31 protein-coding genes are annotated in these 26,555 nt (G+C 70.5%); 12 read left to right on the forward strand and 19 right to left on the reverse strand.

The window, feature by feature from the left end; all coding sequences use genetic code 11:
- Position 1 precedes the first annotated feature (1 nt).
- The gene (locus AB0D12_RS27740) at positions 2–277 is read right to left on the reverse strand and encodes a GlsB/YeaQ/YmgE family stress response membrane protein (protein ID WP_362688673.1); all 276 of its coding nucleotides are present in this window, start codon (positions 275–277) and stop codon (positions 2–4) included.
- Between the two features lie 217 nt (positions 278–494).
- Between AB0D12_RS27740 and AB0D12_RS27745 the strand changes: the two genes are divergently transcribed.
- Entirely contained in the window at positions 495–878 is a 384-nt protein-coding gene (locus AB0D12_RS27745; RefSeq protein ID WP_362688328.1) for a DUF3099 domain-containing protein, read from the forward strand.
- A gap of 180 nt (positions 879–1,058) precedes the next feature.
- Complete coding sequence (locus AB0D12_RS27750; protein WP_362688331.1) at positions 1,059–1,349, forward strand: hypothetical protein; 291 nt, start codon at positions 1,059–1,061, stop codon at positions 1,347–1,349.
- On the opposite strand, the gene moaA is transcribed toward AB0D12_RS27750, so the two are convergent.
- From moaA to AB0D12_RS27765, 3 genes are all read right to left on the reverse strand, one after another.
- The gene (moaA, locus tag AB0D12_RS27755) at positions 1,332–2,321 is read right to left on the reverse strand and encodes a GTP 3',8-cyclase MoaA (RefSeq protein WP_362688334.1); all 990 of its coding nucleotides are present in this window, start codon (positions 2,319–2,321) and stop codon (positions 1,332–1,334) included. The two genes, AB0D12_RS27750 and moaA, sit on opposite strands and share 18 nt — an antisense overlap.
- 154 nt (positions 2,322–2,475) lie before the next feature.
- Positions 2,476–4,119 (reverse strand): cation acetate symporter, encoded by a 1,644-nt coding sequence (locus tag AB0D12_RS27760; RefSeq protein WP_362688337.1) that lies wholly within the window; start codon positions 4,117–4,119, stop codon positions 2,476–2,478.
- Entirely contained in the window at positions 4,116–4,481 is a 366-nt protein-coding gene (locus AB0D12_RS27765) for a DUF485 domain-containing protein (protein WP_362688340.1), read from the reverse strand. The genes AB0D12_RS27760 and AB0D12_RS27765 overlap by 4 nt, the downstream gene beginning before the upstream one ends.
- 264 nt (positions 4,482–4,745) lie before the next feature.
- Here AB0D12_RS27765 and AB0D12_RS27770 point away from each other — a divergent pair, with 264 nt between their 5' ends.
- From AB0D12_RS27770 to AB0D12_RS27780, 3 genes are all read left to right on the forward strand, one after another.
- A complete protein-coding gene (locus tag AB0D12_RS27770; RefSeq protein ID WP_362688343.1) occupies positions 4,746–6,278 on the forward strand; it encodes a S8 family serine peptidase in 1,533 nt (510 codons plus the stop codon).
- 102 nt (positions 6,279–6,380) lie between these two features.
- A complete protein-coding gene (locus AB0D12_RS27775; protein WP_362688346.1) occupies positions 6,381–7,853 on the forward strand; it encodes a CoA transferase in 1,473 nt (490 codons plus the stop codon).
- Between the two features lie 65 nt (positions 7,854–7,918).
- Positions 7,919–8,506 (forward strand): hypothetical protein, encoded by a 588-nt coding sequence (locus tag AB0D12_RS27780; protein ID WP_362688349.1) that lies wholly within the window; start codon positions 7,919–7,921, stop codon positions 8,504–8,506.
- On the opposite strand, the gene AB0D12_RS27785 is transcribed toward AB0D12_RS27780, so the two are convergent.
- The 8 genes from AB0D12_RS27785 to AB0D12_RS27820 all read right to left on the reverse strand — a co-directional run bounded on the left by AB0D12_RS27785 (position 8,496) and on the right by AB0D12_RS27820 (position 16,276).
- Positions 8,496–9,539 (reverse strand): zinc-dependent alcohol dehydrogenase family protein, encoded by a 1,044-nt coding sequence (locus tag AB0D12_RS27785; RefSeq protein WP_362688352.1) that lies wholly within the window; start codon positions 9,537–9,539, stop codon positions 8,496–8,498. The two genes, AB0D12_RS27780 and AB0D12_RS27785, sit on opposite strands and share 11 nt — an antisense overlap.
- A 29-nt stretch (positions 9,540–9,568) precedes the next feature.
- Entirely contained in the window at positions 9,569–10,252 is a 684-nt protein-coding gene (locus tag AB0D12_RS27790; protein ID WP_362688676.1) for a lysoplasmalogenase, read from the reverse strand.
- 5 nt (positions 10,253–10,257) lie between these two features.
- Positions 10,258–11,163, reverse strand: a complete 906-nt coding sequence (locus AB0D12_RS27795) for a sterol desaturase family protein (RefSeq protein ID WP_362688355.1) — start codon at positions 11,161–11,163, stop codon at positions 10,258–10,260.
- Positions 11,164–11,291: 128 nt separating this feature from the next.
- Positions 11,292–12,014 (reverse strand): VIT family protein, encoded by a 723-nt coding sequence (locus AB0D12_RS27800; RefSeq protein ID WP_362688358.1) that lies wholly within the window; start codon positions 12,012–12,014, stop codon positions 11,292–11,294.
- 24 nt (positions 12,015–12,038) lie between these two features.
- On the reverse strand, positions 12,039–13,301 hold the full coding sequence (locus tag AB0D12_RS27805) for an amidohydrolase family protein (protein ID WP_362688361.1): 1,263 nt from the start codon (positions 13,299–13,301) through the stop codon (positions 12,039–12,041).
- On the reverse strand, positions 13,298–14,584 hold the full coding sequence (locus tag AB0D12_RS27810; RefSeq protein WP_362688364.1) for an amidohydrolase family protein: 1,287 nt from the start codon (positions 14,582–14,584) through the stop codon (positions 13,298–13,300). The genes AB0D12_RS27805 and AB0D12_RS27810 overlap by 4 nt, the downstream gene beginning before the upstream one ends.
- Positions 14,585–14,594: 10 nt before the next feature.
- Positions 14,595–15,479, reverse strand: a complete 885-nt coding sequence (locus AB0D12_RS27815) for an SDR family NAD(P)-dependent oxidoreductase (RefSeq protein ID WP_362688367.1) — start codon at positions 15,477–15,479, stop codon at positions 14,595–14,597.
- Positions 15,479–16,276 carry an acetoacetate decarboxylase family protein gene (locus AB0D12_RS27820; RefSeq protein WP_362688370.1) on the reverse strand — a complete coding sequence of 266 codons (798 nt, stop codon included), beginning with the start codon at positions 16,274–16,276 and terminating at the stop codon, positions 15,479–15,481. The genes AB0D12_RS27815 and AB0D12_RS27820 overlap by 1 nt, the downstream gene beginning before the upstream one ends.
- Before the next feature lie 105 nt (positions 16,277–16,381).
- Here AB0D12_RS27820 and AB0D12_RS27825 point away from each other — a divergent pair, with 105 nt between their 5' ends.
- The 6 genes from AB0D12_RS27825 (at position 16,382) to AB0D12_RS27850 (ending at position 22,044) form a co-directional block, all read left to right on the forward strand.
- Positions 16,382–17,002, forward strand: a complete 621-nt coding sequence (locus AB0D12_RS27825) for a TetR family transcriptional regulator (RefSeq protein WP_362688373.1) — start codon at positions 16,382–16,384, stop codon at positions 17,000–17,002.
- Between the two features lie 303 nt (positions 17,003–17,305).
- Positions 17,306–18,283, forward strand: coding sequence for a DEDDh family exonuclease (locus AB0D12_RS27830; RefSeq protein ID WP_362688376.1), 978 nt, complete (start codon positions 17,306–17,308; stop codon positions 18,281–18,283).
- A 63-nt stretch (positions 18,284–18,346) separates the two neighbouring features.
- Complete coding sequence (locus AB0D12_RS27835; protein WP_266542878.1) at positions 18,347–18,580, forward strand: hypothetical protein; 234 nt, start codon at positions 18,347–18,349, stop codon at positions 18,578–18,580.
- A gap of 99 nt (positions 18,581–18,679) precedes the next feature.
- Positions 18,680–19,468 (forward strand): SURF1 family protein, encoded by a 789-nt coding sequence (locus AB0D12_RS27840; RefSeq protein ID WP_362688379.1) that lies wholly within the window; start codon positions 18,680–18,682, stop codon positions 19,466–19,468.
- A gap of 30 nt (positions 19,469–19,498) precedes the next feature.
- Entirely contained in the window at positions 19,499–21,283 is a 1,785-nt protein-coding gene (locus AB0D12_RS27845) for a glycoside hydrolase family 15 protein (RefSeq protein WP_362688382.1), read from the forward strand.
- A 5-nt stretch (positions 21,284–21,288) separates the two neighbouring features.
- Positions 21,289–22,044: an SDR family oxidoreductase gene (locus AB0D12_RS27850; RefSeq protein ID WP_362688385.1), complete on the forward strand. Its 756-nt coding sequence runs from the start codon at positions 21,289–21,291 to the stop codon at positions 22,042–22,044.
- Positions 22,045–22,064: 20 nt separating this feature from the next.
- On the opposite strand, the gene amaP is transcribed toward AB0D12_RS27850, so the two are convergent.
- Genes amaP through AB0D12_RS27875 form a run of 5 tightly spaced genes read right to left on the reverse strand, consistent with a single transcriptional unit; the run spans position 22,065 to position 24,374 of the window.
- A complete protein-coding gene (gene amaP / locus AB0D12_RS27855; RefSeq protein ID WP_362688388.1) occupies positions 22,065–22,652 on the reverse strand; it encodes an alkaline shock response membrane anchor protein AmaP in 588 nt (195 codons plus the stop codon).
- A gap of 7 nt (positions 22,653–22,659) precedes the next feature.
- Positions 22,660–23,304 (reverse strand): DUF6286 domain-containing protein, encoded by a 645-nt coding sequence (locus AB0D12_RS27860; protein WP_362688391.1) that lies wholly within the window; start codon positions 23,302–23,304, stop codon positions 22,660–22,662.
- Entirely contained in the window at positions 23,301–23,672 is a 372-nt protein-coding gene (locus AB0D12_RS27865) for a hypothetical protein (protein ID WP_362688679.1), read from the reverse strand. Before AB0D12_RS27865 ends, AB0D12_RS27860 begins: the two co-directional genes overlap by 4 nt.
- Before the next feature lie 4 nt (positions 23,673–23,676).
- Positions 23,677–23,868, reverse strand: coding sequence for a hypothetical protein (locus AB0D12_RS27870; RefSeq protein WP_327322774.1), 192 nt, complete (start codon positions 23,866–23,868; stop codon positions 23,677–23,679).
- A gap of 11 nt (positions 23,869–23,879) precedes the next feature.
- Positions 23,880–24,374, reverse strand: a complete 495-nt coding sequence (locus AB0D12_RS27875; protein WP_327322775.1) for an Asp23/Gls24 family envelope stress response protein — start codon at positions 24,372–24,374, stop codon at positions 23,880–23,882.
- Between the two features lie 93 nt (positions 24,375–24,467).
- Here AB0D12_RS27875 and AB0D12_RS27880 point away from each other — a divergent pair, with 93 nt between their 5' ends.
- Positions 24,468–25,145, forward strand: coding sequence for a hypothetical protein (locus tag AB0D12_RS27880; RefSeq protein WP_362688395.1), 678 nt, complete (start codon positions 24,468–24,470; stop codon positions 25,143–25,145).
- A gap of 101 nt (positions 25,146–25,246) precedes the next feature.
- Here AB0D12_RS27880 and AB0D12_RS27885 read toward each other — a convergent pair whose 3' ends face one another.
- Positions 25,247–26,038 carry an enoyl-CoA hydratase/isomerase family protein gene (locus tag AB0D12_RS27885; RefSeq protein ID WP_362688398.1) on the reverse strand — a complete coding sequence of 264 codons (792 nt, stop codon included), beginning with the start codon at positions 26,036–26,038 and terminating at the stop codon, positions 25,247–25,249.
- A gap of 129 nt (positions 26,039–26,167) precedes the next feature.
- The gene (locus AB0D12_RS27890; RefSeq protein WP_006123601.1) at positions 26,168–26,389 is read right to left on the reverse strand and encodes a helix-turn-helix domain-containing protein; all 222 of its coding nucleotides are present in this window, start codon (positions 26,387–26,389) and stop codon (positions 26,168–26,170) included.
- Between the last annotated feature and the right edge of the window lie 166 nt (positions 26,390–26,555).

Here is a 26,555-nt window from a genome sequence, read left to right on the forward strand (position 1 = left end):
CTCAGGCTCTCTGCCTCTTGCCCCGCATCGCGGTGTAGGCCATTTCGCCGAGGAAGACGATGACGACGGCCGCCAAGAGCTGGAGTCCGTGGCGGCCCCAGTCGATGCCCTTGGTCTCGGCGATGCCGAGACCCATCGCGAGCCAGTTGCCGAGCGCAGCGCCGGCGATGCCGCAGATGGTGGCCAGCCACAGAGGCATGTGCTGCTTGCCGGGAAGGATCGCTTTCGCGATCAGGCCCAGCACGAAGCCCACGATGATCGCCCACAACCAGCCCATGGCTGCCTCCTCGTACGTGCTCCGCATGAGCAGTTACGCCGTCAGTCTCGGCCTGCCCGCGGTACAGCGCATGCCGGGCGGCGCCATACGCGCTACGGCGCAGTCGGGACACGCAGGCGGGGCTCCCCCCGCTCTCGTAGGTGTCGGAGGTGCGGCGTACGGTGGAAGGCGTCAGGACCTGGGAGCGTCCGGCGTGGAAAATCGGTGGTGGAACCTGATGCGGAAGCATGGCAGTACGGAGGTCTTCCGGATCACGGGAGCCCGGCAGGGGCTCGCGGACGACGTCCGTGGCCGGCAGCGCCGCTATGTGATTTCGATGTCGGTGCGGACCGTGGCGGTGATCCTCGCCGCCGTCCTGTGGAACGTCGAACGTCATGTGGCGATCGTGGCGCTGGTGGTCGGTGGGCTTCTTCCCTACATTGCCGTGGTGATCGCCAACGCGGGCCGGGAGAACGCGCCTTCGCTGCCGTCGACCTTCGTTCCGACCCCTTCCCGGCCGATGATCGCGCCTTCCCCGGGACCGCCCACAGCCGCCGCGGCGGAGGACGAGCCGGAAGCCGGAGCCTCCGAGCGGGACCGTCGAGAGCGCGACCAGAGCTGATTTCACGGGGCTTGCGAAGCTCAAGAAAAGCTCAGATCAATCATGAAGTTCCGGTGCACCGCACCCCGTTCCCCGTGACATACTTTGTAAGCGCTCCGCATCCCCCGTCGGAGCGACGGACCGACGCCGGGCAGCTCCCCCCGTGGCTGCTCGGCGTCGCCTTGTTTGGGATGAACATCAGTGAGTGACGAAACACCGATCTGCTCCGCCAAGGGCTGCCGCACCGACGCCGTCTGGGTGCTGGCGTGGAACAACCCGAAGCTGCACACTCCTGAGCGCCGCAAGACCTGGCTCGCCTGCGACGAGCACTGTGAGCACCTCTCCCACTTCCTTGACCTGCGCGGTTTTCTCAAGGATGTGGTGACGCTCGAGGAGTGGGAGCGTGGCTCCTCCGGCTCGGGCTCGGATGCCGGCTCGGGCTCCGGTGCCGACTCGCGCGGCCCGGAATCCGGCTCAGCCGCCGATCGCTGACATCGGCCGGTCGGGCTGCAGGAACGACGGGTCGTCAAGGCCCGATCCCGCCTTCTTGCCCCACATCGCCAGCTTCCAGATGCGCGCGATCTCCTCGTCGGGTGCGTCCGAGCGCAGCGCGGCGCGCAGGTCCGTCTCCTCGCGGGCGAACAGACAGGTGCGCACCTGGCCGTCGGCGGTGAGGCGGGTGCGGTCGCAGGCCTGGCAGAACGGGCGGGTGACCGAGGCGATGACGCCGACCCGGTGCGGTCCGCCGTCCACGGTCCAGCGCTCGGCGGGCGCGGATCCGCGCTCCTCGTCGCCCTCCGCGGTGAGCGTGAAGCGCGTACGCAGGGACTCCAGGATGTCGCCGGCAGTGATCATTCCGTCGCGCTTCCAGCCGTGCTGAGCGTCCAGCGGCATCTGCTCGATGAAGCGCAGCTCGTAGTCGTTGGCCACGGCCCAGGCGAGCAGCTCGGGGGCTTCGTCGTCGTTGAGCCCCGGCATCAGGACCGTATTGACCTTGATGGGGGTGAGGCCGGCGGCGCGGGCGGCCTCCAGGCCGTCCAGCACATCGCGGTGGCGGTCGCGGCGGGTGAGGGTCTTGAAGACGTCGGACCGCAGGGTGTCGAGCGAGACATTGACCCGGTCCAGGCCGACGGCCTTGAGCGCGGCCGCCGTGCGCTTGAGTCCGATGCCATTGGTGGTCAGCGACATCTGGGGGCGGGGCTCGAGAGCGGCGCACCGCTCGACTATTCCGACCAGCCCCGGCCGCAGCAGCGGCTCCCCGCCGGTGAAGCGGACCTCGGTGATGCCGAGGTCGGTGACGGCGATACGGATCAGCCGGACGATCTCGTCGTCACTGAGCAGATCCGGCTTGGCGAGCCACTGCAGACCTTCTTCCGGCATACAGTACGTACACCGCAGATTGCACCGGTCGGTCAGTGAAACTCGCAGGTCAGTGGCCACACGGCCATAGGTGTCGATGAGCACGGTGGGCCCCCTCCCCGCTTGGCGGATGCTATTGCCTTTGAGCCTACGCCAGAGGGCTGACAACTCCGGGGCCCAATTGTCACGAGGAGCGGCACGGCCGCGTCGTAGGACTCTACGACGCGGCCGTGCCCGGCGCTCGGTACTGCGTCCCGGGTCAGTGTGCTCCGGTCCCGGTGAGGGACTTGACCTCGAGCTCCGCGTACTTGCCCTTGTCGGCCTCTTCCTTCGACAGGAGGGAGCCGAGCCAGCCGAGGAGGAAGCCCAGCGGGATCGAGACGATGCCCGGGTTCTCCAGCGGGAACCAGTAGAAGTCCACTGTCTTGAACATCGAGGTGGGCTTGCCGGAGACGACCGGCGAGAAGAGCACCAGTACCACGGACGCGGTCAGGCCGCCGTAGATGGACCACAGGGCGCCCTGTGTGGTGAACCTCTTCCAGAACAGGCTGTAGAGGATCGTCGGCAGATTCGCCGATGCGGCCACGGCGAAGGCGAGTGCGACCAGGCCCGCCACGTTCAGATCACGGGCGAGCGCTCCGAGCGCGATGGAGACGACGCCGATGGCGACCGTCGCCCAGCGGGCCGCGCGGACCTCCTCCTTGTCGGTGGCCTTGCCCTTGCGGATGACGTTCGCGTAGATGTCGTGCGCGAAGGACGAAGAGGACGCCAGGGTGAGGCCCGCGACCACCGCGAGGATGGTGGCGAAGGCGACCGCGGAGATCACCGCCAGCAGAATCGAGCCTCCGGCGGATCCCGGTCCGCCGCCGATCTCCAGGGCTGCCAGGGGAGCCGCCGTATTGCCCGCCTTGTTCGAGGCGATGATGTCGCCGGGCTTGAGCAGCGCGGCGGCACCGAAGCCGAGCACGATCGTCATCAGATAGAAGGCGCCGATGATGCCGATCGCCCAGATCACCGACTTACGGGCGGCCTTGGCGGTGGGCACCGTGTAGAAGCGGATCAGGATGTGCGGCAGGCCCGCGGTGCCCAGCACCAGCGCGATACCGAGCGAGATGAAGTCCAGCTTCGAGGTGCCGGTGGCGCCGTACTTGAGGCCGGGCTCCAGGAACGCCGATCCCTTGCCGCTGTTCTTCGCGGCCGAGCCGAGCAGGTCCGAGAGGTTGAAGTTGAACTTCAGCAGGATCAGGAAGGTGATGAGCACGGTGCCCGCGATGAGCAGGACGGCCTTGACCATCTGTACCCAGGTGGTGCCCTTCATACCGCCGATGGTCACGTACACGATCATCAGTACACCGACCAGCGCGACGATCCCGATCTTGCCCGCGTCGCTGGTGATGCCGAGCAGCAGCGAGACCAGTACGCCCGCGCCCGCCATCTGCGCCAGCAGATAGAAGATCGAGACGACGATGGTGGAGGTGCCGGCGGCGGTGCGGACCGGGCGCTGGCGCATCCGGTAGGCGAGGACGTCGCCCATTGTGTAGCGGCCGGAGTTGCGCAGCGGTTCGGCGACCAGCAGCAGCGCGACCAGCCAGGCGACCAGGAAGCCGACGGAGTACAGGAAGCCGTCGTAGCCGAAGAGGGCGATGGCGCCCGCGATACCGAGGAAGGAGGCGGCGGACATGTAGTCGCCGGAGACCGCGAGGCCGTTCTGGAAGGCGGTGAACTGGCGGCCGCCGGCGTAGAAGTCGGATGCGCTCTTGGTCTGGCGGCCGGCCCACACGGTGATGAAGAGGGTCGCGACGACGAAGCACGCGAACAGTGTGATGATCAGCGGCCGGTGCTCGCTCGCCCCTCCTCCGGCGGCGAACTGGACCGTGGGATACGCGGCGTACGCGGCGCTCATGCGTCGGCCTCCATACGGGACTTGATCGCCTCGGCCTTCGCGTCGAGCTTCGTGGAGGCGTAACGCGCATACAGCCAGGCGATGAGGAAGGTGGTGGCGAACTGGGAAAGTCCGAAGACGAGGGCGACGTTGATGTTGCCGAAGAGCTTCGTGCCCATGAAGCCGCCGGCGTAGTTGGACATCAGGACGTACAGCAGGTACCAGGCGATGAAGGCGACGGTCAGAGGGAAGGCGAAGGAGCGGTAGGTGCGGCGCAGTTCGCCGAATTCCGCACTCTCCTGCACCTCGACGAACGCCTCTGTCGTGGGCTGAGCGGGGCTGGTGTCCAGACTGCCCGGGGGCGACGGTGCATCGGTAGCCACGGAATCTCCTCGCGACGCGGGTGCGGTGGGGAAGGACTTGGGGATGGTCACAGCGAAACCTCACGGTCGGGGACGGTTTGATGTTGCTCCACCCCCTGACAACGGCACGGAGAGCGCGTCGAAGTGGTTCAGCGTCGGCCTTTTTCTTCCCGGTTTCTTCTCGAACTGATTGATGGGGCCGCATGATCAGCGATAGCTTCGCTGGTCATGTACCCGCCCATTCGCGTCTGTCTGGGCGGTTGTCACGGATGATGTGGAGAACCCATGGCTCATCTGGGATCCAGACGGCGGCGCGCACTCGCCCTGCCCGCAGGTCTGGCGCTCACGGCCTCGCTCGGCTTCCTTCCCGCGGGAGCCGCCTCGGCAGCCCCGGCGGCCGAAGTACCCGCCGCGGTGGTGACCGACGGCCCGAAGCTGTCGTACGTCGTGAACGTCAAGGGCGGGCAAGGCACCGCCAAGTCGGTCAAGAAGGCGATAGCCAAGGCCGGCGGTTCGGTGGTGATCGCCTACGACCGGATCGGCGTCATCGTCGTCCACTCGCAGAACCCGGACTTCGCCAAGACGATCCGCCAGGTCAGGGGCGTCGCCTCGGCCGGCGCGACGCGTACCGCGCCGATCGCCGCCGCGAGCGACACCTCGATCAACTCCGAGCGCCCGCTCACCGCCCAGGAGGCCAAGACCGCGGCGGCGCAGGCCGAGTCGGGGCAGGACCCGCTCGAGCCGCTCCAGTGGGACCTGCCCGCCATCAAGGCGGACAAGGCTCACGAGAAGACGCTGGGCAGCAAGAAGGTCACGGTCGCGGTCATCGACACGGGTGTCGACGACACGCACCCCGACCTCGCGCCCAACTTCAACGCCAACGCGTCGGCCAACTGCGTGAGCGGCAAGCCGGACACCACGCCCGGCTCCTGGCGGCCGGCCGCCGGCGAGAGCGACCACGGCACGCATGTCGCGGGCACGATCGCCGCGGCCAAGAACGGTATCGGCGTCACCGGTGTCGCGCCGGGCGTCAGGGTCGCCGGCATCAAGGTGGCGACCACGGCCGGATTCTTCTACACCGAGTCCGTCGTCTGCGGCTTCGTCTGGGCCGCCGAGCACGGCGTCGATGTGACCAACAACAGCTACTACACCGACCCGTGGCTGTTCAACTGCAAGAACGACCCCGACCAGGGTGCCCTCGTCGAGGCCGTCACCCGCGCCACGCGGTACGCCGAGCGCAAGGGCACCGTGAACGTCGCCGCGGCCGGCAACTCCGAGATGGACCTCGCCGTCGACGAGATCACGGACACCACGAGCCCGAACGACACCACCCCTGTCGAGCGGGTGATCAACCCGCGTGAGTGCCTGGACATCCCGTCCCAGCTCCCCGGTGTCGTCACCGTCACCGCGCTCGGCGCCAAGGGCCTGAAGGCCTCGTACTCCAACTACGGCCTCGGCATGGTCGACATCTCCGCCCCGGGCGGCGACTCGACGGCCTTCCAGAAGCCGGACGCTCCCGCCACCGACGGCCGGATCCTCTCCACGCTGCCGGGCGGCAAGTACGGCTACAAGGCCGGTACGTCGATGGCCTCGCCGCATGTCGCGGGCGTCGTCGCGCTGATCAAGTCGAAGCACCCGCACGCTTCGGCGGCGCAGGTGAAGGCGCTGCTCTACGCGGAGGCCGACGACACGGCCTGCACCAACCCGTACGACATCAACGGCGACGGCACGGTCGACGCGGTGTGCGAGGGCGGCAAGCGCAACAACGGCTTCTACGGAACGGGTGTCGCCGACGCCCTGGACGCGGTTCGCCGGTAACAGCGCTTCTCGGGGGCCGGACGCGGAGTGCCGCGTCCGGCCCCTGTACGTGACTTCGGGTTCCTGTGGCACTCGGGTGGCACTCAGTGCCATAGTGCGTGCATGGCTCACACATCCTTGAGCGGTACGCCTGCGAGCGGTCCGTTTTCGAGCTGTCGGTCGTCGGCCGGTACGGCCCACGCATGGGCGGCGCTCGGCGGCGATCCCGCGCTCCTCGACCGCGTCCGGTACGAAGGCACGGGCGGGCTGCCCGCCCAGCTGCCCGTCATGGAGCTGGCCCGCTCCTGCGTGGCGGTCTGCGCACTGGCCGCCGCCGAGCTCGCCGCGCGCCGCACCGGCGGCCGGGTCCCGGCCGTCCGGGTCGACGACGGAGCAGTGACCGCGGCATTCCACAGCGACCGGCTGGTGCGGGTCGACGGCGTGGCACCGACGACCTTCGCTCCCCTGTCCCGTCTCTGGCGGGCGGACGACGGCTGGGTCCGTACGCACGCCAACTACCCGCACCACCGGGCCCGGTTGCTGGCCGCGCTCGGGCTGCCCGGCGACGCGGGCGTGAAGGCCGTCGCCGCCGAGATCGGTGGGCGCCGGGCGGCGGAGGTCGAGGAGACGGTGTACGCGGCCGGTGGTCTCGCCGTGGCCGCCCGTACCCCCGAGGAGTGGGCGGCGCACGAGCAGGGATCGCGGGCCGCCGCGCACCCGCTGCTGACGATCGCGCCGGTCCATGAGCGCGACGAGCAACCACCGCGCACCTTGCCGGAGTTGACGGGCGAGACCCTGCTTCCGGCCGCCGGGCTGCGGGTCCTGGATCTCACCCGGGTGCTCGCCGGGCCGGTCGCCACCCGCACTCTCGCCCTGCTCGGCGCGGATGTGCTGCGGATCGACGCTCCGGGGCTGCCGGAGAGCCAGGAGGCGCATAACGACACGGGCATGGGGAAGCGGTCGACCCGGCTGGACCTGGGCGACCGGGTGGGCGACCGGCGGATCTTCGAGGAGCTGCTGGAGAGCGCCGATGTGGTGGTGCTGGGCTACCGCCCCGGCGCGCTGGACCAGTTCAACGGAATGACGGCCGAGGCGCTCGCCGTACGCAACCCGGGGCTGGTGATCGCGCAGCTCTCCGCGTGGGGCCGGTACGGGCCGTGGGCCGAACGGCGCGGCTTCGACAGTCTGGTGCAGGTGGTGACCGGTATCGCCGCGATCGAGGGCGGTAAGGGACAGCCCGGCGCGCTGCCCGCCCAGGCACTGGACCACGGCACCGGATATCTGCTGGCGGCCGGGGTACTGCGCGCGCTCACCGAGCAGCACGACGAGGGCAGGGCCCGGCTGGTGCGGCTCTCCCTCACCCAGACGGCGGCCTGGCTGATGAACCGGCTCACGAAGGATCCGGCCGAGGAGACCGAGCCGACCGAGCCGACCGAGGAGTCCGGTGCGTACGACTCCGAGCGGTGGCTCACGGAAACGGACAGCCCCATGGGCCGACTGCGGCACGCCCTGCCGCCTGTCTCCTTCGCCGGCTGTCCTGCCAACTGGTCGCGCCCGCCCGGCTTTTGGGGGTCGGACGCGCCCGAGTGGCGCTGAGCACGGTCGCGTACGCTGCCGTTGCCCGTCCGCCCTTCGTGCCCCGCCCGTACCTGGAGTCACCCGTGTACCACGAGAGTTCCTGGGAGCCGCTGCCCGCAAGGTCCGTCGCAGAGCTGACGCTGCGGTTCGTCCTCACCGTCCTCGTGCTGCCACTGCACTGGGCGATGCTGCTGGCGGGCTTCGCGTTCTTCCTCGCGATCGCTTTCGTGGGCGATCTGTTCGCGCTGATCCCCGGGTTCGAGAAGGGCTTCGAGAAGACCATCGACGCGCTGGGCGACCGGCTGCAGGTCTGGCCGCGCTGGTTCGTGTCGTGGCCCGAGCTCCGGCACGAGGGCGACACGGCCTTCTACGGACGGCGCGCGGACAAGGAGGTGGCGGACTGGACGCGCAAGGCGACCGCGCCGCACGGCAAGAACAAGGCCATGTCGCCGTGGACCTGCGAGATACCGGTACGCAAGTACCGTGCCGTGGGCGCCGGTTACATCCTGCGGACGGCCGAGGCGCAGGGCTGGGCCCTGCGCCACGACGAGTACTCCGACCTGCCGTACGAGATCAGGCTGCGCCGCGTCCCCGAGCCGCAGACGACGGACGCGGGGAGCACGGCGGCCTCATCCGGCGATCCGGGTCAGACCCCCTCGGTCACGGCTTGATGATGACCTTGAGCGCGGTGCGCTCGTCCATGGCCTTGTAGCCGGCCGGGACGCCGTCGAGGCCGACCGACAGGTCGAAGACGGGCGAGGGGTCGATCGTGCCGTCCAGGATGTCGGGCAGCAGCTCGGGGATGTAGGCGCGGACGGGCGCGACGCCACCGCGCAGGGCGATGTTCCGGTCGAACATCACGCCGAGGTCCAGGCCGGTACCGCTGCCGTGGGGCACGCCCACGTAGCCGATCGCGCCGCCGTCGCGGGTGACCCCGACGGCCGTACGCATCGACTGCTCGGTCCCGACGGCCTCGATCACGGCGTGCGCGCCCTGGCCGCCGGTCAGCTCGCGGACTGCCGCGACGGCCGCTTCGCCGCGCTCGGCGACGACATCGGTGGCGCCGAAGGTCTTCGCGATGTCGGTACGCACCTGGTGGCGGCCGAGAGCGATGATCCGCTCGGCGCCGAGCCGCTTGGCAGCCAGCACGCCGCACAGCCCGACAGCCCCGTCGCCGACGACCGCGACCGTGGTGCCGGCCCGCACCCCGGCGCCCACGGCGGCGTGGTGTCCGGTGCCCATGACGTCGGAGAGCGCGAGCAGCGCGGTCAGCAGCCGGTCGTCGGATGCGGCTTCGGCCGGGAGCTTGACGAGGGTGCCGTCGGCGAAGGGCACGCGCACGGCCTCGCCCTGGCCGCCGTCGAAGCCGACCGAGCCCCAGAAGCCGCCCTGCGGGCAGGACGTGTGCAGGCCCTCGCCGCAGAAGTCACAGGTGCCGTCGGACCAGACGAACGGAGCGACGACAAGATCGCCGGGCGCGAAGCCGCTGACCGCGGAACCGGCCTCCTCGACCACGCCGAGAAACTCGTGTCCGATGCGCTGCCCCGGCTGGCGCGCGGACTCGCCGCGGTACGCCCACAGGTCACTGCCGCAGATGCAGGCGCGCAGGACACGCAGGACCACGTCGGTGGGCTGCTGGATCGCCGGATCGGGCACCTCCTCCACGCGGATGTCGTGCGGGGCGTGGATGACGGTGGCGCGCATGCGGCGAATCCTTGCTGATCAGAAGAGTGTCATACGGATGTACGACTCTCACGGTACGCCTGCGGAACCCGCAGCAGCACGCCAGTGGCCAGCAGCAGCTGAGCCGCGCAGTAGGTGAGCATGATCCAGAAGTCGGGCACGGGCGGCTGCGGCCACTCGGCGACGCCGGTGGCGATCAGCGTGTCGGAGAGCAGAAAGAGCGCCCCGCCCGCGCCCGCGACGGGGCCGAGTCCGCTGGAGCGGCAGGCCATGGCGGTGAGCAGCAGCGAGTAGCCGGCGACCGGGATGCGCAGCTCGGCGGGGAGGTCGGGCCAGAGCAGCGCGACGGTACCGACGAGGGCGGTGCCGTACACCGCCGCGAGCGGTGTGGACGTATGTGTACGTCGGAAGAGGACCAGGTAGCAGACGTGTCCGGCGGCGAACGACCCCATGCCGACGAGGAAGGCCCAGTCCGCGTCGCCGAGCAGGAAGACGTCGCCGATCCAGCCGAAGAGCAGTGCGGCGACCAGCGTCCGGGGCGCGCCGCGGGTGACGGCGTACGCCGCGAGCAGCGGCATGAGCAGGGGCTTGGCGATCTGGTGCCCGATGTCCGTGCCGAGGCAAAGGCAGGCCAGATCGCAGCCGACGGCGAGGAGGAAGGAGAGGAGGAGGGCCCGGCCGATCCGATCGCGGGACGCCGCACGGCCCGCGACGGCGGTGCCGACCTGCGGCACCGCGCTCACGCGGCGTGCTCCGGGGCGGCAGCCGCCGCCGGAGTCCGGGGCTCCGGCGCGGTAGCTGCCGCCGGAGTCCGGGGCTCCGGCTGCCAGCCGGGTCCGCGGAAGACCCGCCCGGCCCGCTCGCTCCAGGTGCCCGCGGCCCGTACGTCGCGGGCGATCGCCGCGTACTCATGCGTCGCGACCCGCAGCGGGTTGGAGGTCTCGATGTTCTTGGTGAGCCCGAACACGGGCCGCTCGGTCTCGGGCGTGAACGACCCGAAGAGCCGGTCCCAGACGATCAGGATCCCGCCGAAGTTCCGGTCCAGATAGCCGCCCTGGGAGGCGTGGTGCACCCGGTGGTGGGAGGGCGTGTTCAGTACGTACTCGAAGGGCCGCGGCAGCTTGTCGATCCGCTCGGTGTGCACCCAGAACTGGTACACGAGATTGGCGGACGAGCAGAAGGCGAGCGCGGCCGGATGCACACCGCACGCGATGAGTGGCAGATAGAACGGCCAGGCCGTCAGACTCGTCCAGGGCTGGCGCAGCGCCGTGGTGAGGTTGAACTTCCGGCTCGAGTGGTGCACGACATGGCAGGCCCACAGGATCCGGATGACGTGGTGGCCGCGGTGGGACCAGTAGTAGAAGAAGTCCTGCGCGAGCAGCATCAGCAGGATCGTCCACCACAGGACGGGGACGCGCGCGGGGGTGAGCTCGTAGACCGCGGTGTAGATCGCAACGATGGGGATCTTCCACAGGAAGTCGAAGACGAGACTGCCGAGCCCCATGCCGACGCTGGTGGCAGCGTCCTTGGCGTCGTATCCGGCGGCGTCCTCGTCCGGATGGAGGCGGACGGTCACCATCTCCAGGACGCTGAGCAGCACGAAGGCGGGTATCGACCACAGCACGACATCGGGCAGGTTCGGCATGGGTGCACCGTAGAGGCGGGGGCCGGGCGCGGCTAGACGTTGTTACCGACAAGTATGCGAGACGAGATGTCAGCAACCTTTGGTGACTTCTGCCAAGTCGGCATTCGTACGGTCCGGCCCGGCGGCCCTCAGACGCCCACCGCGCCCAGCAGCGACCCCGCCCCGTACGTCACCACCATCGCCATCGCTCCCCCGCCCAGGTTCCTCAGCACCGCAGGGCCCGCCGCTGCCGCGCCCAGGCGGGCGCTCCACCAGCCCGTCAGGGCCAGGGCCGTCAGCACCGAGCCCACGGTGACGTACAACCGCATCGACGCCGGCGGCAGGACGATCGCCAGCAGCGGCAGCAGCGCGCCGACCGTGAAGGCCAGGAAGCTCGCGCCTGCCGCGTGCCAGGGGTTCGCCAGTTGGTCCGGGTCGATGCCGAGCTCCACGCGCGCGTGGGCGCGCAGTGCGTCCCGTTCGGTGAGCTGCTGCGCCGCCTCCCGTGCCACTCCCTGGGACAGGCCGCGGAACATCAACAGGCCGGTCAGCTCCTCGAGTTCCTCCTCCGGCTGTTCGCGCAGCTCGCGTCGTTCCATGGCCAGCGCCGCCTTCTGCGAGTCGCGCTGCGTGGATACGGAGACGTACTCGCCGACCGCCATCGACATGGAGCCGGCCAGTAGTCCCGCCAGTCCAGCGGTGAGCAGGGCGTCGCGCGAGCCGGTGGCTCCGGCGACGCCGACGACGAGGCCCGCGGTGGAGACGACGCCGTCGTTGGCGCCGAGTACCGCGGCGCGGAGCCAGTTGAGCCGCGCGCCGAGGGCCCCGCCGTGGGCTTCGTCGTGGGGTCCGTCGTGGGGTGCGTCAGTCACCCCGGGAGGGTCTCACCCGGCCCGTCACCAGACGCGCACCGACCCGCCCCGCGCGAACGCGGGGCTCGTCGCGCCTGCCGGTATCTCTGCCAGGGGCTCGGCGATCTCCTCGACCGTCGGACCGACCTTCGCCGCGATCGGGTCGAGGAGGCCGAGGTCGAAGCCGTACACACGCGCGGCGTTGCCGCCGGCCATCGCCGCGATCTCGTCCCTCGGCAGACCCGCGTAGGCGATGCGGAGGCCTTCGCGGGAGTACGGAGCCGTGCCTTCGTCGTGCGGATAGTCACTGCCCCACATGATCTTGTCGAGGCCGATCCGGTCGCGCAGCGGCACCTCGTGCGGGCGCATGAAGCTCGCGCCGACAAAGCAGTTGTCGCGCCAGACCTCGCTCGGGCCTTTGCCCATCGAAGCGGCGAGCCCGGCACCGAACTTGGACTCGGCGGTGGCGGCCTTCGTCGCCGCTGCCACCAGGCGCGAATGGTAGTAGTCCAGCATGTCGAGCACGCCCGGTATCCAGCCGGAGCCCTGTTCGGTGAGGATCAGTGTCAGCTCCGGGTGGCGGCGGAAGGCGCCGCCGAAGATCAGGTGCCAGAGGGCCCGGTGCGAGAACCAGGTGGTCTCCACCATGAACACCGCGCGGGCCGCAGGTTCTTCGCCCAGCGGCGGGGACGCCGAGCCGCCGTGGTGGTTGACCGGTATGCCGAGTTCGGCGCAGACCGCCCAGATCGGGTCGTACGTCTGCGAGTACAGCTCGGGCAGGCCCGAGCCCGGCGGTGTACCGGGCAGCAGGATCCCGCCGGTGAGGCCCGCCTCCTTGATCCGGTGGATCTCGCGGACGGCCTCGTCCACACCGTTGAGCAGGATCTGCGCGACGCCCGCCCGGCGCCCGGGGGCCGCCGCGCAGAAGTCGGCGAGCCAGCGGTTGTGGGCGCGCAGTCCGGCCCAGCGCTGTTCGTACTCCTCGCGCGTCGGCGCCGGGGCCATCAGCGAGGCGCTGGGGAAGAAGGGCGGGATGGTGTTGGGGAAGACGACCTCGGCGACGATGCCGTCCGCCTCCAGCTCGGCCATCCGCCGGTCCGAGTTCCAGTTGCGGTCGGCCGTGTCGGCGAGGAGATCCTCGTACGGATTGATGTACGTGGCCGCCCAGGCGTCGAAGTCGTCGTGGTACCTCTTCTCCAAGTACGGCTTGTAGTCGAGGAGATCGGCCCCGGCATGGCAGTCGGCGGAGATGACGGTGTAGCGGGCCGACACGCGGTTCGACTCCCGTCCCGCCACGCGGTCCGTCATGACGACGCTCCCAGGACCGGGAAGTCGTTGTCGGTCAGCCAGTGGCGGCCGACCTCTCGCGACCTCGCCCACGACGCCTCGACGGCCGACTGGTCGTCGGACTGGCCCAGTTCGGCCGCCGTCGGGCCGATCCGCCGGGCGATCGGCTCCAGCACGGACACTTCGAAGCCGAAGACCTCCGCCGCGGCCAGGCCCAGCATGCGCCGGGTCTCGGCGACCGGGATGTCGTGGAAGGTGTTCTTCAGCCAAGCGCGGGTGTTGGGCCAGGTCCCTTCCGGATGCGGGAAGTCGCTGCCCCAGAGGATGTTGTCGACGCCGATCTCGTACCGCTGGGCGAGCTCGCGCCGCTTGGTGTTCGTGGCGCAGATGAAGATCTGCCGGTCGAGATACTCGCTCGGCGGCCGCTTCAGCTCGGCGAACGGCGACAGCTTCTTTCCGCCGTGCGCGCCGAGGTAGAGCCGGTCCATGAACCAGAGGAGGTTCGGCAGCCACCAGCAGCCGGACTCGGCGACGCCGAACTTCAGGCCCGGGTGACGCTCGAAGACGCCCGACCAGAGCAGGAACCACAGCGGGCGGGCCGGCCACCAGGTCACCTCCGAGACATAGATGCCCAGGTGGTCGCCGTACTCATGGCGCGGCGCCGCGCCGGAGTGGGTGACCACCGGCATGCCGGTCTCGGCGGCGGCGGCCCACACAGGGTCGTAACGGCGGTCGTGGTATGGCGCCTTGTCCACCCACATCGAGGGGATCATCAGCGCGCCGAGCCCGGACTCCTTGGCCCGGTGGATCTCGGCGACGACCCTGTCGACCTCGCCGGTGACGGGCAGCAGGGCGACCCCGCAGTGGCGTGCCGCGTTCTCCGCGTTGCCGCCGACGAACTCCGCGAGCCAGCGGTTGTGCGCCTGCGCGCCCGCCATGCCGAGGTCGGGGTCCTGGTCGCCGGAGAGTCCCAGGCCGACCCCGAAGGGCGCGGCGGTCCGGCTGTCGACGGCGTCCGCGTCCGGGAAGACGACTTCGGCCGCCACTCCGTCGCCGTCGAGCTCCTTGATCCGCTGGGCGGTGTCCCAACCACCCTTCAGACCCTCACAGTTGTCGCTGAACCACTTTGTCGCGAAGGCTTCGTTGCGTACGCCGAGCCGGTTCATCTCCTCGCGGCGCGCGTCGCGCCCGGCGAGGAAACCGTCGAAGGCCCGGTGGAACCTGCTGTCCAGATAGGGCCGGTACTGCTCGGTCGGCAGTCCGGCATGGCAGTCGGAGGAGATGATCAGGTACGGGTCCGACATCACGCATCCCTCAATCGAGAATGAAGCTTTCCAGGTACGACGGATTGGCGCGGTCGAGCATCGACTGCGACCTGGCGCGGATCTGCCGGTCGCTGTGCTCGCTCTCCGGCAGCATCCAGAACCGGTCCGCACGGATCCCGTCCACGACGAGTGCGGCGACTTCCTCGACCGGCGTGAACGTCACTTCGTGCCCGGCGTCCCTCATCGCCGTCTCCCACTGGTCGAGGCTGCGGTACGGCGTCCTGCGCGGCCGCTCCTTGGCGTACCGCTGGGGCCGGTTGCGGTGCGACTCCCACAGTCCGGTGCGCAGCATGTGCGGTCCCGGGAAGAGCACGGACGCGCCCACGCGCGCGTGCTCCGCCTTCAGATGCGCGTACAGCGACTCGGTCATCGTCACGACGGCCGCTTTGGTGACGGCGTAGACGGAGGCGGTGGGCAGCGGGGCGATCCCGCCGTCGCCCGACGAGGTGTTGACGACATGGCCCGGCTCGCCGCTCTCGATCATGCGCGGCACAAAGGCCTGGATGCCGTGGAAGACGCCCCAGACGTTGACGGCGAATGCCCATTTCCAGTCGTTGGGCTCGTGTTCCCACATCCGGCCCTCGGCACCGGAACCGACGCCCGCGTTGTTGCACAGCACATGGACGGCGCCGAAGGTCTTGTACGCCACGTCCGCCAGCGCGAGCACGGAGGCCCGGTCGCTGACGTCGACGGTGCGGGCGAGCACGTGGGCGCCTTCTTCGGTCAGTTCGTCCGCGGCCTCGCGCAGCGCCTTCTCCTCGACGTCCGCGAGGACGACCTTCAGGCCGTCCGCCGCGAACCGGCGTGCCATCGCACGGCCGATGCCGCTCGCGGCGCCCGTGACGACGGCGACCTGTCCCGCCGTCAGCTCCATCAGACGCTCCCCTCGGGCGGGCCGTCGAGGATCTGCTGCGGGTCGTCGTAGCGCTGATGGATGTACGGCAGCAGCGCCTGCGCGCTGACCCGTTCCGCGACCCGGCCCTTCTGGTCGGTGGTCTTCTCGCCGATGGTGAGCTCGACGACACTGCGTACGGGGAGGTCGGCGACGGGGTCGTACATCGAATCGCGCAGCACCACATCGCCGGTGATCTTCTCCAGCCTGCGGAACTTCTCGTTACGGGTGCAGTGGACGAGGACCGGGTCGGCGTCGAAGCCCTGGCCGTCCACGGCGGGCAGGAATTTGAAGTAGAAGTCGAGCTTCTCGGCCGGCTCGGGCAGCGGAAGCGGTCCGTCCACCGCGCCCCGCACCTCGACGAAGGCGATGCCGTGCCGGGCGAGCACCGCCCGTACGACCAGGCCGTCGCGTTCGACACCGACCTCGCCCAGCTTCTTCGGCTCGCCGAAGACCTCACGGCCGCCGATCAGCGCGCGCTCATGGGTCATCGGCATGACCAGGGGGTACCAGCCCTCGCGGCCGTCGTGCAGCGCGGCGACCGCAACAGAGCCGGCGCCGAGCGGATAGCCGGGCAGGTCGACCTTGCTGATGGCGGCCCGTACGAGCGGCCGCTCGGTGGGCTTGAGCGGCGGTGGCAGTACGGCCGCCACCGCGTCCGGGTCGCTCTCCCACACCGCCACCACGCCCGTGGACCAGATGTCGGGGAGCTTGGAACTGGATGCGCGGGCCGCGGCGATCTCCGCCTCGGTGCGCGCGCCGTACCGTACGCGTGCCATGTCGTACCGCCCTTCGTGGAGTGTCCTTTCCGGGGGTCTGTAACACAGTTACACCGGAGCCGATGAAGGGTAAAGAGCCGTGCACGTACCGGAATTGGGGGCACCATGCCGAGAACCGCCCTGACCCGCGACGAGGTCCTCGACTCGGCTGCCGCCCTCGTCAGGCAGCACGGCCCGCAGGCCCTGACGATGCGCAAGCTGGCCGCCGAGCTCGGCACCGCCGTCACCTCGATCTACTGGCATGTGGGCAATCGCGAGTCGCTGCTGGACGCGCTGGTCGAGCGCACGGTCCAGGAGATGGGCGCCATCCGGCCCACCGGCCGTACACCCGCCGAGCGCGTGGTCTCGGTCGCGCGCAGGCTCCGCCGTGAGCTGCGGGACCGTCCTCATCTGATCGCGATGGTCCATGAACGGGGGCTCACCGAAAGGATGTTCCTGCCCGCGCAGCAGGCGCTCGTCCATGAGGTGCACGCGGCAGGGCTGCGCGGGGCGCGCGCCGCCGAGGCCGTGCGCGCCGTGCAGTTCCAGGTCGTCGGCTTCGTACTCGTCGAGCGCAACCGCGAACGCTCGCCCGTCCAGTCGCCGGGCGAGGGCGAGTTGTGGGAGGGCGCCGGCGCGGCGGAACACGACCTCGCGCTGGCCCGCGCGCTGGCGCGGCCCGCCGATCCGGAGAAGCTGTTCACCGCCTCCGTACGGGCGCTGGTGAGCGCCCTGCTCGACGACTGAAACCGGATGACTCGAACCGGACGACTGAAACGTGACGACAGGAGTGGGACGACAGGGATCGGAGGGGCTGGGACAACGCCGCCGCGCCCGCCTCCGAAAACGCTGCCGGCAAGCGGGTGTTGCTCGCCCGGGCCTGGTTCCCCGTCCCCCGAAGGAGCGACAGCCACCGTCTGCCCGCTCCGCCCCGGAGCAGTCGACGGCCACCCCGGCCTGGCCCCGGTCACCGACGGGCCTCGTCGCGGACCCGGTCACCGAGCCGGGCGGATGGGGGACTGTCAGTCCCGGCCCGTATTCTCTGTGACCATGCTCGACGACCGTACAACCGCAGCAACAGTGTGGCCGGCCGCGTACCCACAGGGGTACGCGGTCGTCGACGTGGAGACCACCGGACTCGCCCGCGACGACCGGATAATCTCCGCTGCGGTGTACCGCCTCGACGCCCGGGGCAATGTCGAGGACCACTGGTACACCCTGGTCAACCCGGAGCGGGATCCGGGCCCGGTGTGGATCCACGGTCTGACCAGCGATGTGCTGGAGGGCGCCCCACTCTTCGGCGAGATCGCGGGTGAGTTCTCCGCGCGGCTCGACGGCCGGGTCCTCGTCGCGCACAACGCCATCTTCGACTGGTCGATGATCGCCCGGGAGTACGCGCGCGCGGAGCGGACCGCGCCCACCCGTCAGCGACTGTGCACCATCGCACTCTCCAAGGAGCTGCGGCTGCCGCTGCCCAACCACAAGCTGGCGTCGCTCGCCGCGCACTTCGGTGTCGTACAGCAGCGGGCGCACCACGCGCTCGACGACGCGCGCGTGCTGGCCGAGGCGTTCCGGCCGAGTCTGCACACCGCGGCCCGCGACGGGGTGCGGCTGCCGCTGCTGGAGTGCCGCCCGCTGACCGAGTGGTCGGACTCCCCCGCCACCCCGCGGATCGGCTACCAGGCTTCGTACGGGCAGAGCAGTTGGCGGCCCTCGCGCAAACGCCCGCCCTGCCCCTATCCCAACCCCGGGCGGTACGAGGCGGACAGACCGCTCATGCAAGGCATGCGGGTGGCCTTCTCGGGCGACACCTCCGTCGACCGCGAGCTGTTGGAGGACCGGGCGATCGAGGCGGGGCTGCATATCGCTTCCGGCGTCTCCCGGCTGACCAGCCTGCTGGTGACCAACGATCCGGAGGCTTCGACCTCGAAGACCGTCAAGGCGAAGTCGTACGGCACGCCGGTCATCGACGAGGCGGCCTTCACCCAGCTGTTGCGGGACGTGGCTCCGGCACCCGCATCGGAGTGAACCCGGCGCGACTCGCCCGGCGACCGCTCGCCCCGTGGCGCCTCGCGTCCCACCCTGTGGCGCATGGCACGTTGCGAGGTATGCGGAAACGACTACGGCATGTCCTTCGAGGTGCACGCGCAGGGCGCGGTGCACGTCTTCGACTGCTTCTCCTGCGCCATTCACCGTATGGCGCCCATCTGTGAACACTGCCGGGTCCAGATCATCGGCCAGGGCGTCGAGGTCGAAGGCCACTGGTTCTGCGGCGGGCACTGCGCCCGCGCCGACGGGAGGGCGGGCATCGTCGACAAAGTCTGATCCCACGGCCCACAACCCACGGCCCCAGGCCCCGCGCCCGGGGGCCGCACCCCGACCCCCACCCGCCGCACCCCATGGCCCGAGTTGTACGGTCATGGGGTGTACCGCTTCCTGTTGTCCCGGCAGTGGGTGATCCTCACCCTCATCGCCCTCGTCCTCATCCCCGCGATGATCGAGCTGGGCTTCTGGCAGCTTCACCGGCACGAGCACCGGGTCGAGCAGAACACCCTGATCTCGCGGAACCTCAAGGCGAAGCCCGTCCCCGTGACCGAGCTCACCTCCCCGGGGCACACCGTCCCGCGCACCGACTACTGGCGCCAGGTCACCGCCACCGGGACCTTCGACACCGCGCGCGAAGTCGTCGTACGCCGCCGCACCTCCGCCGACGACCGGGTCGGCTTCCATGTGCTGACCCCGCTGGTCCTGGCCGACGGCCGGGCGGTCCTGGTCAACCGTGGCTGGGTCCCGTCCGCCGCCGACCAGAAGTCCTTCCCGCCCGTACCCGCCGCGCCCAAGGGCACCGTGACCGTCACCGGCCGGCTCAAGGCCGACGAGACGACGAGTGCCAGCGGAATCAAGGACCTGTCCGGTCTGCCGCCCCGCCAGATCATGCTGATCAACAGTGCCCAGCAGACGAAGTCGCCGGGCCGGCCCGTCCTCGGCGGCTACCTGGAACAGAGCAGGCCCGAGCCCTCGGGCGGCAACCCGGAACTGATCCCCGAACCCGACCACGAGTCCATCGGCCCGCACATGGCGTACGCAGTCCAGTGGTGGCTGTTCGCCGCGGCCGTACCTGTCGGCTGGGTGACACTCGTACGCCGCGAGAAGCGCGACCGCCAGTCGGCCGAGGCCGGGAGCGCCCCGGAGCCGGCCCCCGCGACCGCTTAACGGCAGCGTTCGGCGGGAACACGCCAAAGCGTGACCCAACGTATCGAGGACTACGCGCTCATCGGCGATCTGCAGACCGCGGCGCTGGTCGGCAGAGACGGCTCCATCGACTGGCTGTGCCTGCCCCACTTCGACTCGCCGGCCTGCTTCGCCGCGCTGCTCGGCGACGAGGAGAACGGCCACTGGCGGATCGCCCCCAAGGGCGCGGGGCCGTGCACCCGCCGCAGCTACGTCGGTGAATCGCTCGTCCTGGAGTCGGTGTGGGAGACGCGGACCGGCACCGTGAAGGTCCTCGACTTCATGCCGCAGCGCGACACGGCGCCCGATGTCATCCGGATCGTGGAGGGCGTCAGCGGCACGGTCGAGATGAACGCGACCCTGCGGCTGCGTTTCGACTACGGCTCCGTCGTGCCGTGGATGCGGCGCTCGGACGGGCACCGGGTGGCGATCGCGGGCCCCGACTCCATATGGCTGCGCAGCGAGCCGCAGGTCAAAACCTGGGGACAGCAGTTCAGCACCCGCTCGTCGTTCACGGTCGGACCGGGCGAGAAGGTGGCGTTCGTCCTCACCTGGCATCCCTCGCACGAGCCGCGGCCAGGGCTCGTCGACCCGTTCGATTCACTGGAGCAGAGCCTGGAGGACTGGACCCAGTGGTCCTCGCGCTGCCGGAGCGACAGCCCGTACCACGAGGCCGTCGTCCGCTCCCTGATCACCCTCAAGGCACTTACCTTCGCGCCGACCGGCGGGATCGTCGCCGCGCCCACCACGTCACTGCCGGAGGAGATCGGCGGCGTACGCAACTGGGACTACCGCTTCTGCTGGCTGCGTGACTCCACCCTCACGCTGGACGCGCTCATTTCGGCCGGCTACCTCGACGAGGCCGCGGCCTGGCGCGACTGGCTGCTGCGGGCAGTGGCCGGCGACCCCGCCGATCTGCAGATCATGTACGGGCTGGCCGGCGAGCGCCGGCTGCCCGAGACGGAGCTGCCGTGGCTGAGCGGGCACGAGGGCTCCGCGCCGGTCCGTACCGGCAACGCGGCCGTACACCAGCTGCAGCTCGATGTGTACGGAGAGGTCATCGACTCCCTCCATCTGGGGCGGGAGGCGGGCCTGTCCGCGGAGGAGCACGCCTGGAATCTGCAGCTCAGCCTGCTCGGATTCCTGGAGTCGAAGTGGCGTGAGCCGGACGAGGGCCTGTGGGAAGTACGGGGCGCGCGCCGCCACTTCGTGCACTCGAAGGTGATGTCGTGGGTCGCGGCGGACCGTGCCGTACGCGCCCTGGAGCAGCGCCCTTCGCTGCGCGGCGACGTGGCACGGTGGCGGGCGATGCGGGACGAGGTGCACCGGGAGGTGTGCGAGAAGGGGTACGACCCGGTACGGAACACCTTCACGCAGTCGTACGGCTCCGAGGAACTCGACGCCGCGGCGCTGCTGATCCCGCGGGTCGGCTTTCTGCCGCCCGACGATCCGCGGGTGATCGGGACGGTCGACACGGTACGGGCGGAGCTCGGCCACGACGGTCTGGTGCGCCGCTACAGCACGGACAACAAGGCGGTCGACGCGCTGCCGGGAGGCGAAGGGGCGTTCCTGGCCTGCTCGTTCTGGCTGGCGGACGCGCTGCGGATGACGGGCCGCGTGAAGGAGGCCAGGGAGCTCTTCGAGCGGCTGCTCACCCTGCGCAACGATGTCGGTCTGCTCGCCGAGGAGTACGACCCGGTGAGCGGGCGCCAGGTCGGGAACTTCCCTCAGGCCTTCAGTCATATCGGACTGGTGAACACGGCCCTCGCACTGGGCAGGGAAGAGACGGCAGGATAGGGCCCATGGATCTTGGACTGAAGGACCGCGTCTATATCGTCACGGGTGCGTCGCGGGGGCTGGGCCACGCGTCCGCCCGTGCGCTTGTCGCCGACGGCGCGAAGGTCGTCATCAGCGGGCGCGGCGAGAAGGCGGTCGCGGACGCCGCCGCGGAATTCGGCCCGAACGCCGTGGGTCTCGCCTCCGACAACGCCGACCCGGCGTCGGCGGAGCGCCTCGTCGCGGCGGCGCGGGCACAATTCGGACGCCTCGACGGCGTGCTGATCAGCGTGGGCGGCCCGGCACCGGGCTTCGCCGCGGACAATACGGACGAGCAGTGGGAGTCGGCCTTCCAGTCGGTCTTCCTGGGCGCGGTGCGCCTGGCCCGCAGCGCGGCGGCGGCGCTGGGCGAGGGCGGCGTCATCGGCTTCGTCCTGTCCGGCTCGGTCCATGAGCCGATCCCGGGGCTGACGATCTCCAACGGACTCCGTCCGGGCCTGGCCGGTTTCGCCAAGTCCCTCTCGGACGAGCTGGGCCCGCGCGGCATCCGGGTCGTCGGCCTGCTGCCGGCCCGTATCGACACGGACCGGGTGCGCGAACTCGACGCGCTGTCGGGCGACGCGGAGGCGGCACGTACGGCGCACGAGTCCCGCATTCCGCTGCGGAGGTACGGCACCCCGGAGGAGTTCGGCAACGCCGCGGCGTTCCTGCTGTCGCCGGCGGCGTCGTACTTGACGGGAGTGATGCTCCCGGTGGACGGGGGCGCGCGACACGGGTTCTAGGACGTTGCGGGGCGCCCCCCTCAACTCACCCGTTGTGCCCCATGCTTCGCCGCCCTGAGGCGTACCTCCGCCGGTAGCGACGCCAGGCCCGCCGAGTCCCGTGCGTGTGCCACCGCCTCGTCCGTCAGGCGCGCCAGCATCTCGACGGGCGCCGCGTGCGGTTCCAGCAGCAGGTCCACCCGGGCCTCGGGCGTGCTCCGGCGGCCGGTCAGGCTCACCCGGGCGCGGGCGACTCCGTCCAGAGCCTTCGCCTCGCCCTCCAGTACGCCCTGCAGCGCGCGGCCCCTCAGCAGCGCGCCCTCGCCGTCGCCGCTGTCGACCAGGACTTCCGCCAGCCGGGGGCGCCGCAGTTGGGCGAGCAGCCACCACACGGCGAGCAGCACCAGCACCGCGAGCACCGCGATGACCGTCGGCCACCACCAGCCCTGGTCCCGCCAGCGGTACCGGTCCGTCTTGCTCAGCAGCACATCGTGGCGCCCGTCCCAGGGCCACCAGGACGGCACGGAGAGCCCGGCCCCCGCCGCCATGACCCCGCCACCCACGCACAGCAGCACCAGCCCGGCCAGGCCCAGCAGGACCCGGTTGACCACTCGCAGCTTTGCGCCCATCGCGCCCTCACCTCTTCTTCGCCGGCGGCCTGGCGACGTGCACGGCCAGGGCCGGCGGCCTGGCGAGGCCGAGTTCCTTGATGGCGGTGGCCAGCGCCGAGTCCAGATCGGCGCGTACGTCGTCGAGTTCACGGAAGTGGGACTGCGCCCGCACCGAGACCCTGGCGCGTCCCATCCGTACGCGTGCGGACTGCACCCCGGAGACCTCCATCGCCCGGTCCCGCAGCACGAGCGCCGCGGCCTCCCGGTCAAGACCGGCGCGTACGGCAGGGGTGTCGCGGCGCATCGGCAGCAGCGACCGCAGTCCGGGTGTCACAGCGAGGACGATCAGACCGACGCCGAGGAGCATCACGACCCCGGCGCACGCCAGCACCCCCACCTCCTCCAGCCGCCATTTCGCGAGATGCTCCGCGGTGGCGCGGCGCCATTGCATGGCCGGGCGGCCGGCCCGTACCGCCGCGATGTCGTACAGCAGCAGACCCGCGCCGCCGAGCACCACCACCGCCAGCAGCCCGGCCGGGACCCGGCGCACGGACCAGAAGCGTCCGGCCTTGCCGCCTTCGCCGTCCAGGACCGGAACCGGCTCGTACGCCGCTGCCGATGCGGACTGGTCCAGATCGAGTACGGGCGGTGCGGACTGTGGCTCGCTCATCGGATCCTCCCCTGAGCCGCGGTGCGCGAGTGGGCGGAGTGCAGCCGCTCGACCAGCACGGCCACCTCGGGCACGTCCATCCCCGCCAACGCCTTTACCCGCTGGACGACTCGATGACGCACGGCACCGCACTGAGCGCCGATGTCGGAGGGATAGTCGAGTTCGAGGCTGACCCGCACCCGGGCGGCGTCATGGTGGACCGTCACCGTGGCGTGGGGTGGTGAGCCGCCCTCCGGTACGCCGTGGAGCGCTTCCCGCGCCGCCTGCGAGGCGATCTTCGCCACGACCCGGTCGGCGATCGTGGTCGCGCCGCGCTCGGCGGCCGCGACGCTCCCCCTGCCTCCGGCGGGGGGACCCCCGGCGGCCACGGCGTCACCGCCGCCGGTCGCCGCGGTCACGACCCCGGAAGAAGTAGCCGGGTTCCAGGTCGCCCTCGAGGAAGCGGCCTGCGACAAAGCCGACCACCCCCAACGCGGCCACCAGCAGGAAGGCGCCGAAGCCGCCGAAGTATCCGGCGAAGCCGAGCGCCATGCCGGCCATCAGGCCGACCACCGCCATGCTCATCGTGAGCTCCTCTACTGGAGACGCGGCTCCGGCTCGTCCTCTTCTTCATCGGGCAGTTTCACATCGCTGACCGCGATATTGACCTCGACGACCTCGAGACCTGCCATCCGCTCGACCGCCGAGACGACGTTCTCGCGGACCGCGCGAGCGACTTCGGTGATGGAGACGCCGTAGTCGACGACGATCTCGATGTCGAGGGCCGTCTGCACCTCGCCGACCTCGGCCTTCACGCCTCGGGTGACATTGGACCTGCCGCCGGGCACACGGTCGCGGACCGCGCCGAGGGTACGGGAGAAGCCGCTGCCCATCGCATGGACACCGGGCACTTCGCGGGCCGCGAGTCCGGCGATCTTCTCCACCACGCCGTCGGCGATGGTGGTACGGCCGCGGGACGCGGGATCACCGCCGCCGCGCTTGATCCCCGGCGTCTTTCTGAGACCTTCGCCCGAGCCCGACGGATCGTTACCAGCGGCCTCGGACCGGTTCCACTGAGCGGTGTCGTTCATCGCCGTTCGTCCTTTCCGGGCGGTGGTGGACTCCGCTGCCCACATTAAGTGCGGTTGCCCGGTTTCGCGCCGGGGATGCTGCAGGCTGGAGTAGTGACCACTGCTGATGCGGTACGGCGACGGCTCGGCCTCGGCAGGCTGCTCCCGCTGGGCGGGGCGGCGGACGGGGCCTGGCTGACCGAGCAGGCGGCCGACACGGTGCTGCGGCGCGCGGCGGCCGGGGCACGGGGGGTGCTGCTCGGGCGACTCAGGCTGGGGCTCGCCGACCCGGACTCGACGGCTCGGCCTGCCGTACCGGCTCCGCCGAGCGCTCTGCCGCCGGGGCCACTGCGGATCGAGGCGGAATTCGCGGCCTCGGCAGCGGAGCCGCTGCCGGCCGCCGCGGCGGCCCTGCGCGCCGCGCTGTTCACGGCCGCGGTGGATCTTCTGGGGCTCGAGGTCTCGGAGGTGGATCTGCGGGTGACGGAGCTGCTGGACAGCGCCCCGGAAGCCCCGGAACCCGCGCCCCCACCCGGGGTACGGGCCGGGGTACGGGCCGTCACCGCGAGCGACCCGGCGGGCACGGCGGCATCCGGAGCGCCGGGTGTCGCGCATCTGACGGCCACGCTGGGCGCGGCGGTGCACCTGGCCCCCGACCATGTCCGCGTCGAGGTGGCGACGGCGAGCGGGTATCACCCGCTGGATGTGGTCCGGGCGGTCCGCGAGGCGGTGACGGCGGCGCTCGCGGACGGCCGCCCGGTGGCGGTGCTGGTCACCTCGGTAACGGCGTGACCCGGTACCTGCGTCAATCGGTACCGACGTGAACCGGGGCGGTACTGGCGTGAACCAGAGTGCTACCGGAGTGAACCGGGGTGACCGGAGTGGCCGGCGGATCAGTCCGCAAGGCCCGCCAGGTCGCGCAGGCGGCGCGCCTGCGCCGCGCGCTCCGCGGTGCGCTGGTCCTCGTACGAGCGGGTGCCCGCACCCTGCAACAGCGCCTTCGTCTCGATCACCGCGTCCCGCGGCGCCGCCAGCAGTGCGGACGCCAGGTCCCGTACGGCACCGTCCAGTTCATCAGCGGGCACGACGAGGTTGGCGAGACCGGTACGCTCCGCCTCGTCCGCGTGGACGAAACGGCCGGTCGCGCAGATCTCCAGCGCGCGGGCGTAGCCGACGAGCGACACCAGCGGGTGCGTGCCCGTGAGGTCCGGGACGAGCCCGAGGCTGGTCTCGCGCATGGCGAACTGCACGTCCTGCGCGACGACCCGGAGGTCGCAGGCGAGGGCGAGCTGGAAGCCGGCTCCGATCGCATGGCCCTGGACGGCCGCGATCGTCACGACGTCGCTACGGCGCCACCAGGTGAACGCTTCCTGGTACTCGGCGATGACCGCGTCGAGCTCCTCGTCGGAGCCCCGTGCGAGGTCGAGGAAGGACGGCTCGCCGTCGAAGCCCTCAGGCGTGAACGCCTGCCGGTCGAGACCGGCGGAGAAGGACTTGCCTTCGCCGCGCAGCACCACGACCCGCACATTGCCCGGCAGTGACCGTCCCGCTTGCGCCAACGCCCGCCACAGAGCGGGAGATTGGGCGTTGCGCTTGTCCGGGTTGGTCAGGGTTACCGTGGCAACCGCGTCCTCGACGGTGAGCCGTACGCCGTCCTTGTCGAGCACAGAGTCGAGCGAAGCCATGGGGTGCCTCCGGTTCGGGAACAGTCACTGCAAACGAAGATAAGTGACTGCACAGTAACCACCCGGTCGACCCTGCGACCGACCGGGTGGCCACCGTAGAAACCGGTGGGCCGAAAGAAGCCTCGGTCGTCAGGCCGAGGCGGCCTTCTTGCCTCGCGTCGCTCCGCCGCGTCCCCGCAGCGTGACTCCGGACTCGCTGAGCATCCGGTGGACGAATCCATAGGAGCGGCCTGTCTCTTCGGCCAACGCCCGGATGCTCGCACCGGAGTCGTACTTCTTCTTCAGGTCTGCCGCGAGCTTGTCACGCGCGGCGCCGGTAACCCGGCTGCCCTTCTTCAGAGTCTCGGCCACCCGTGCCTCCTCATGGGAAGTGCGCTCTGGACTCTCATGATCACCCCTAGAGAGCTTCCTGGCCACCCATTCGGCAAGGTCCGTGCGACAAGCTTTGCCGTGCGCCGAGCGGACATCACTACCGGAATCTCTGATTCCGCAGGTCCGCGTTCGCACGTCCGAACGG

Origin of the sequence: Streptomyces sp. NPDC048479, assembly GCF_040651435.1 — a bacterium.
GTDB lineage: Bacteria > Actinomycetota > Actinomycetes > Streptomycetales > Streptomycetaceae > Streptomyces.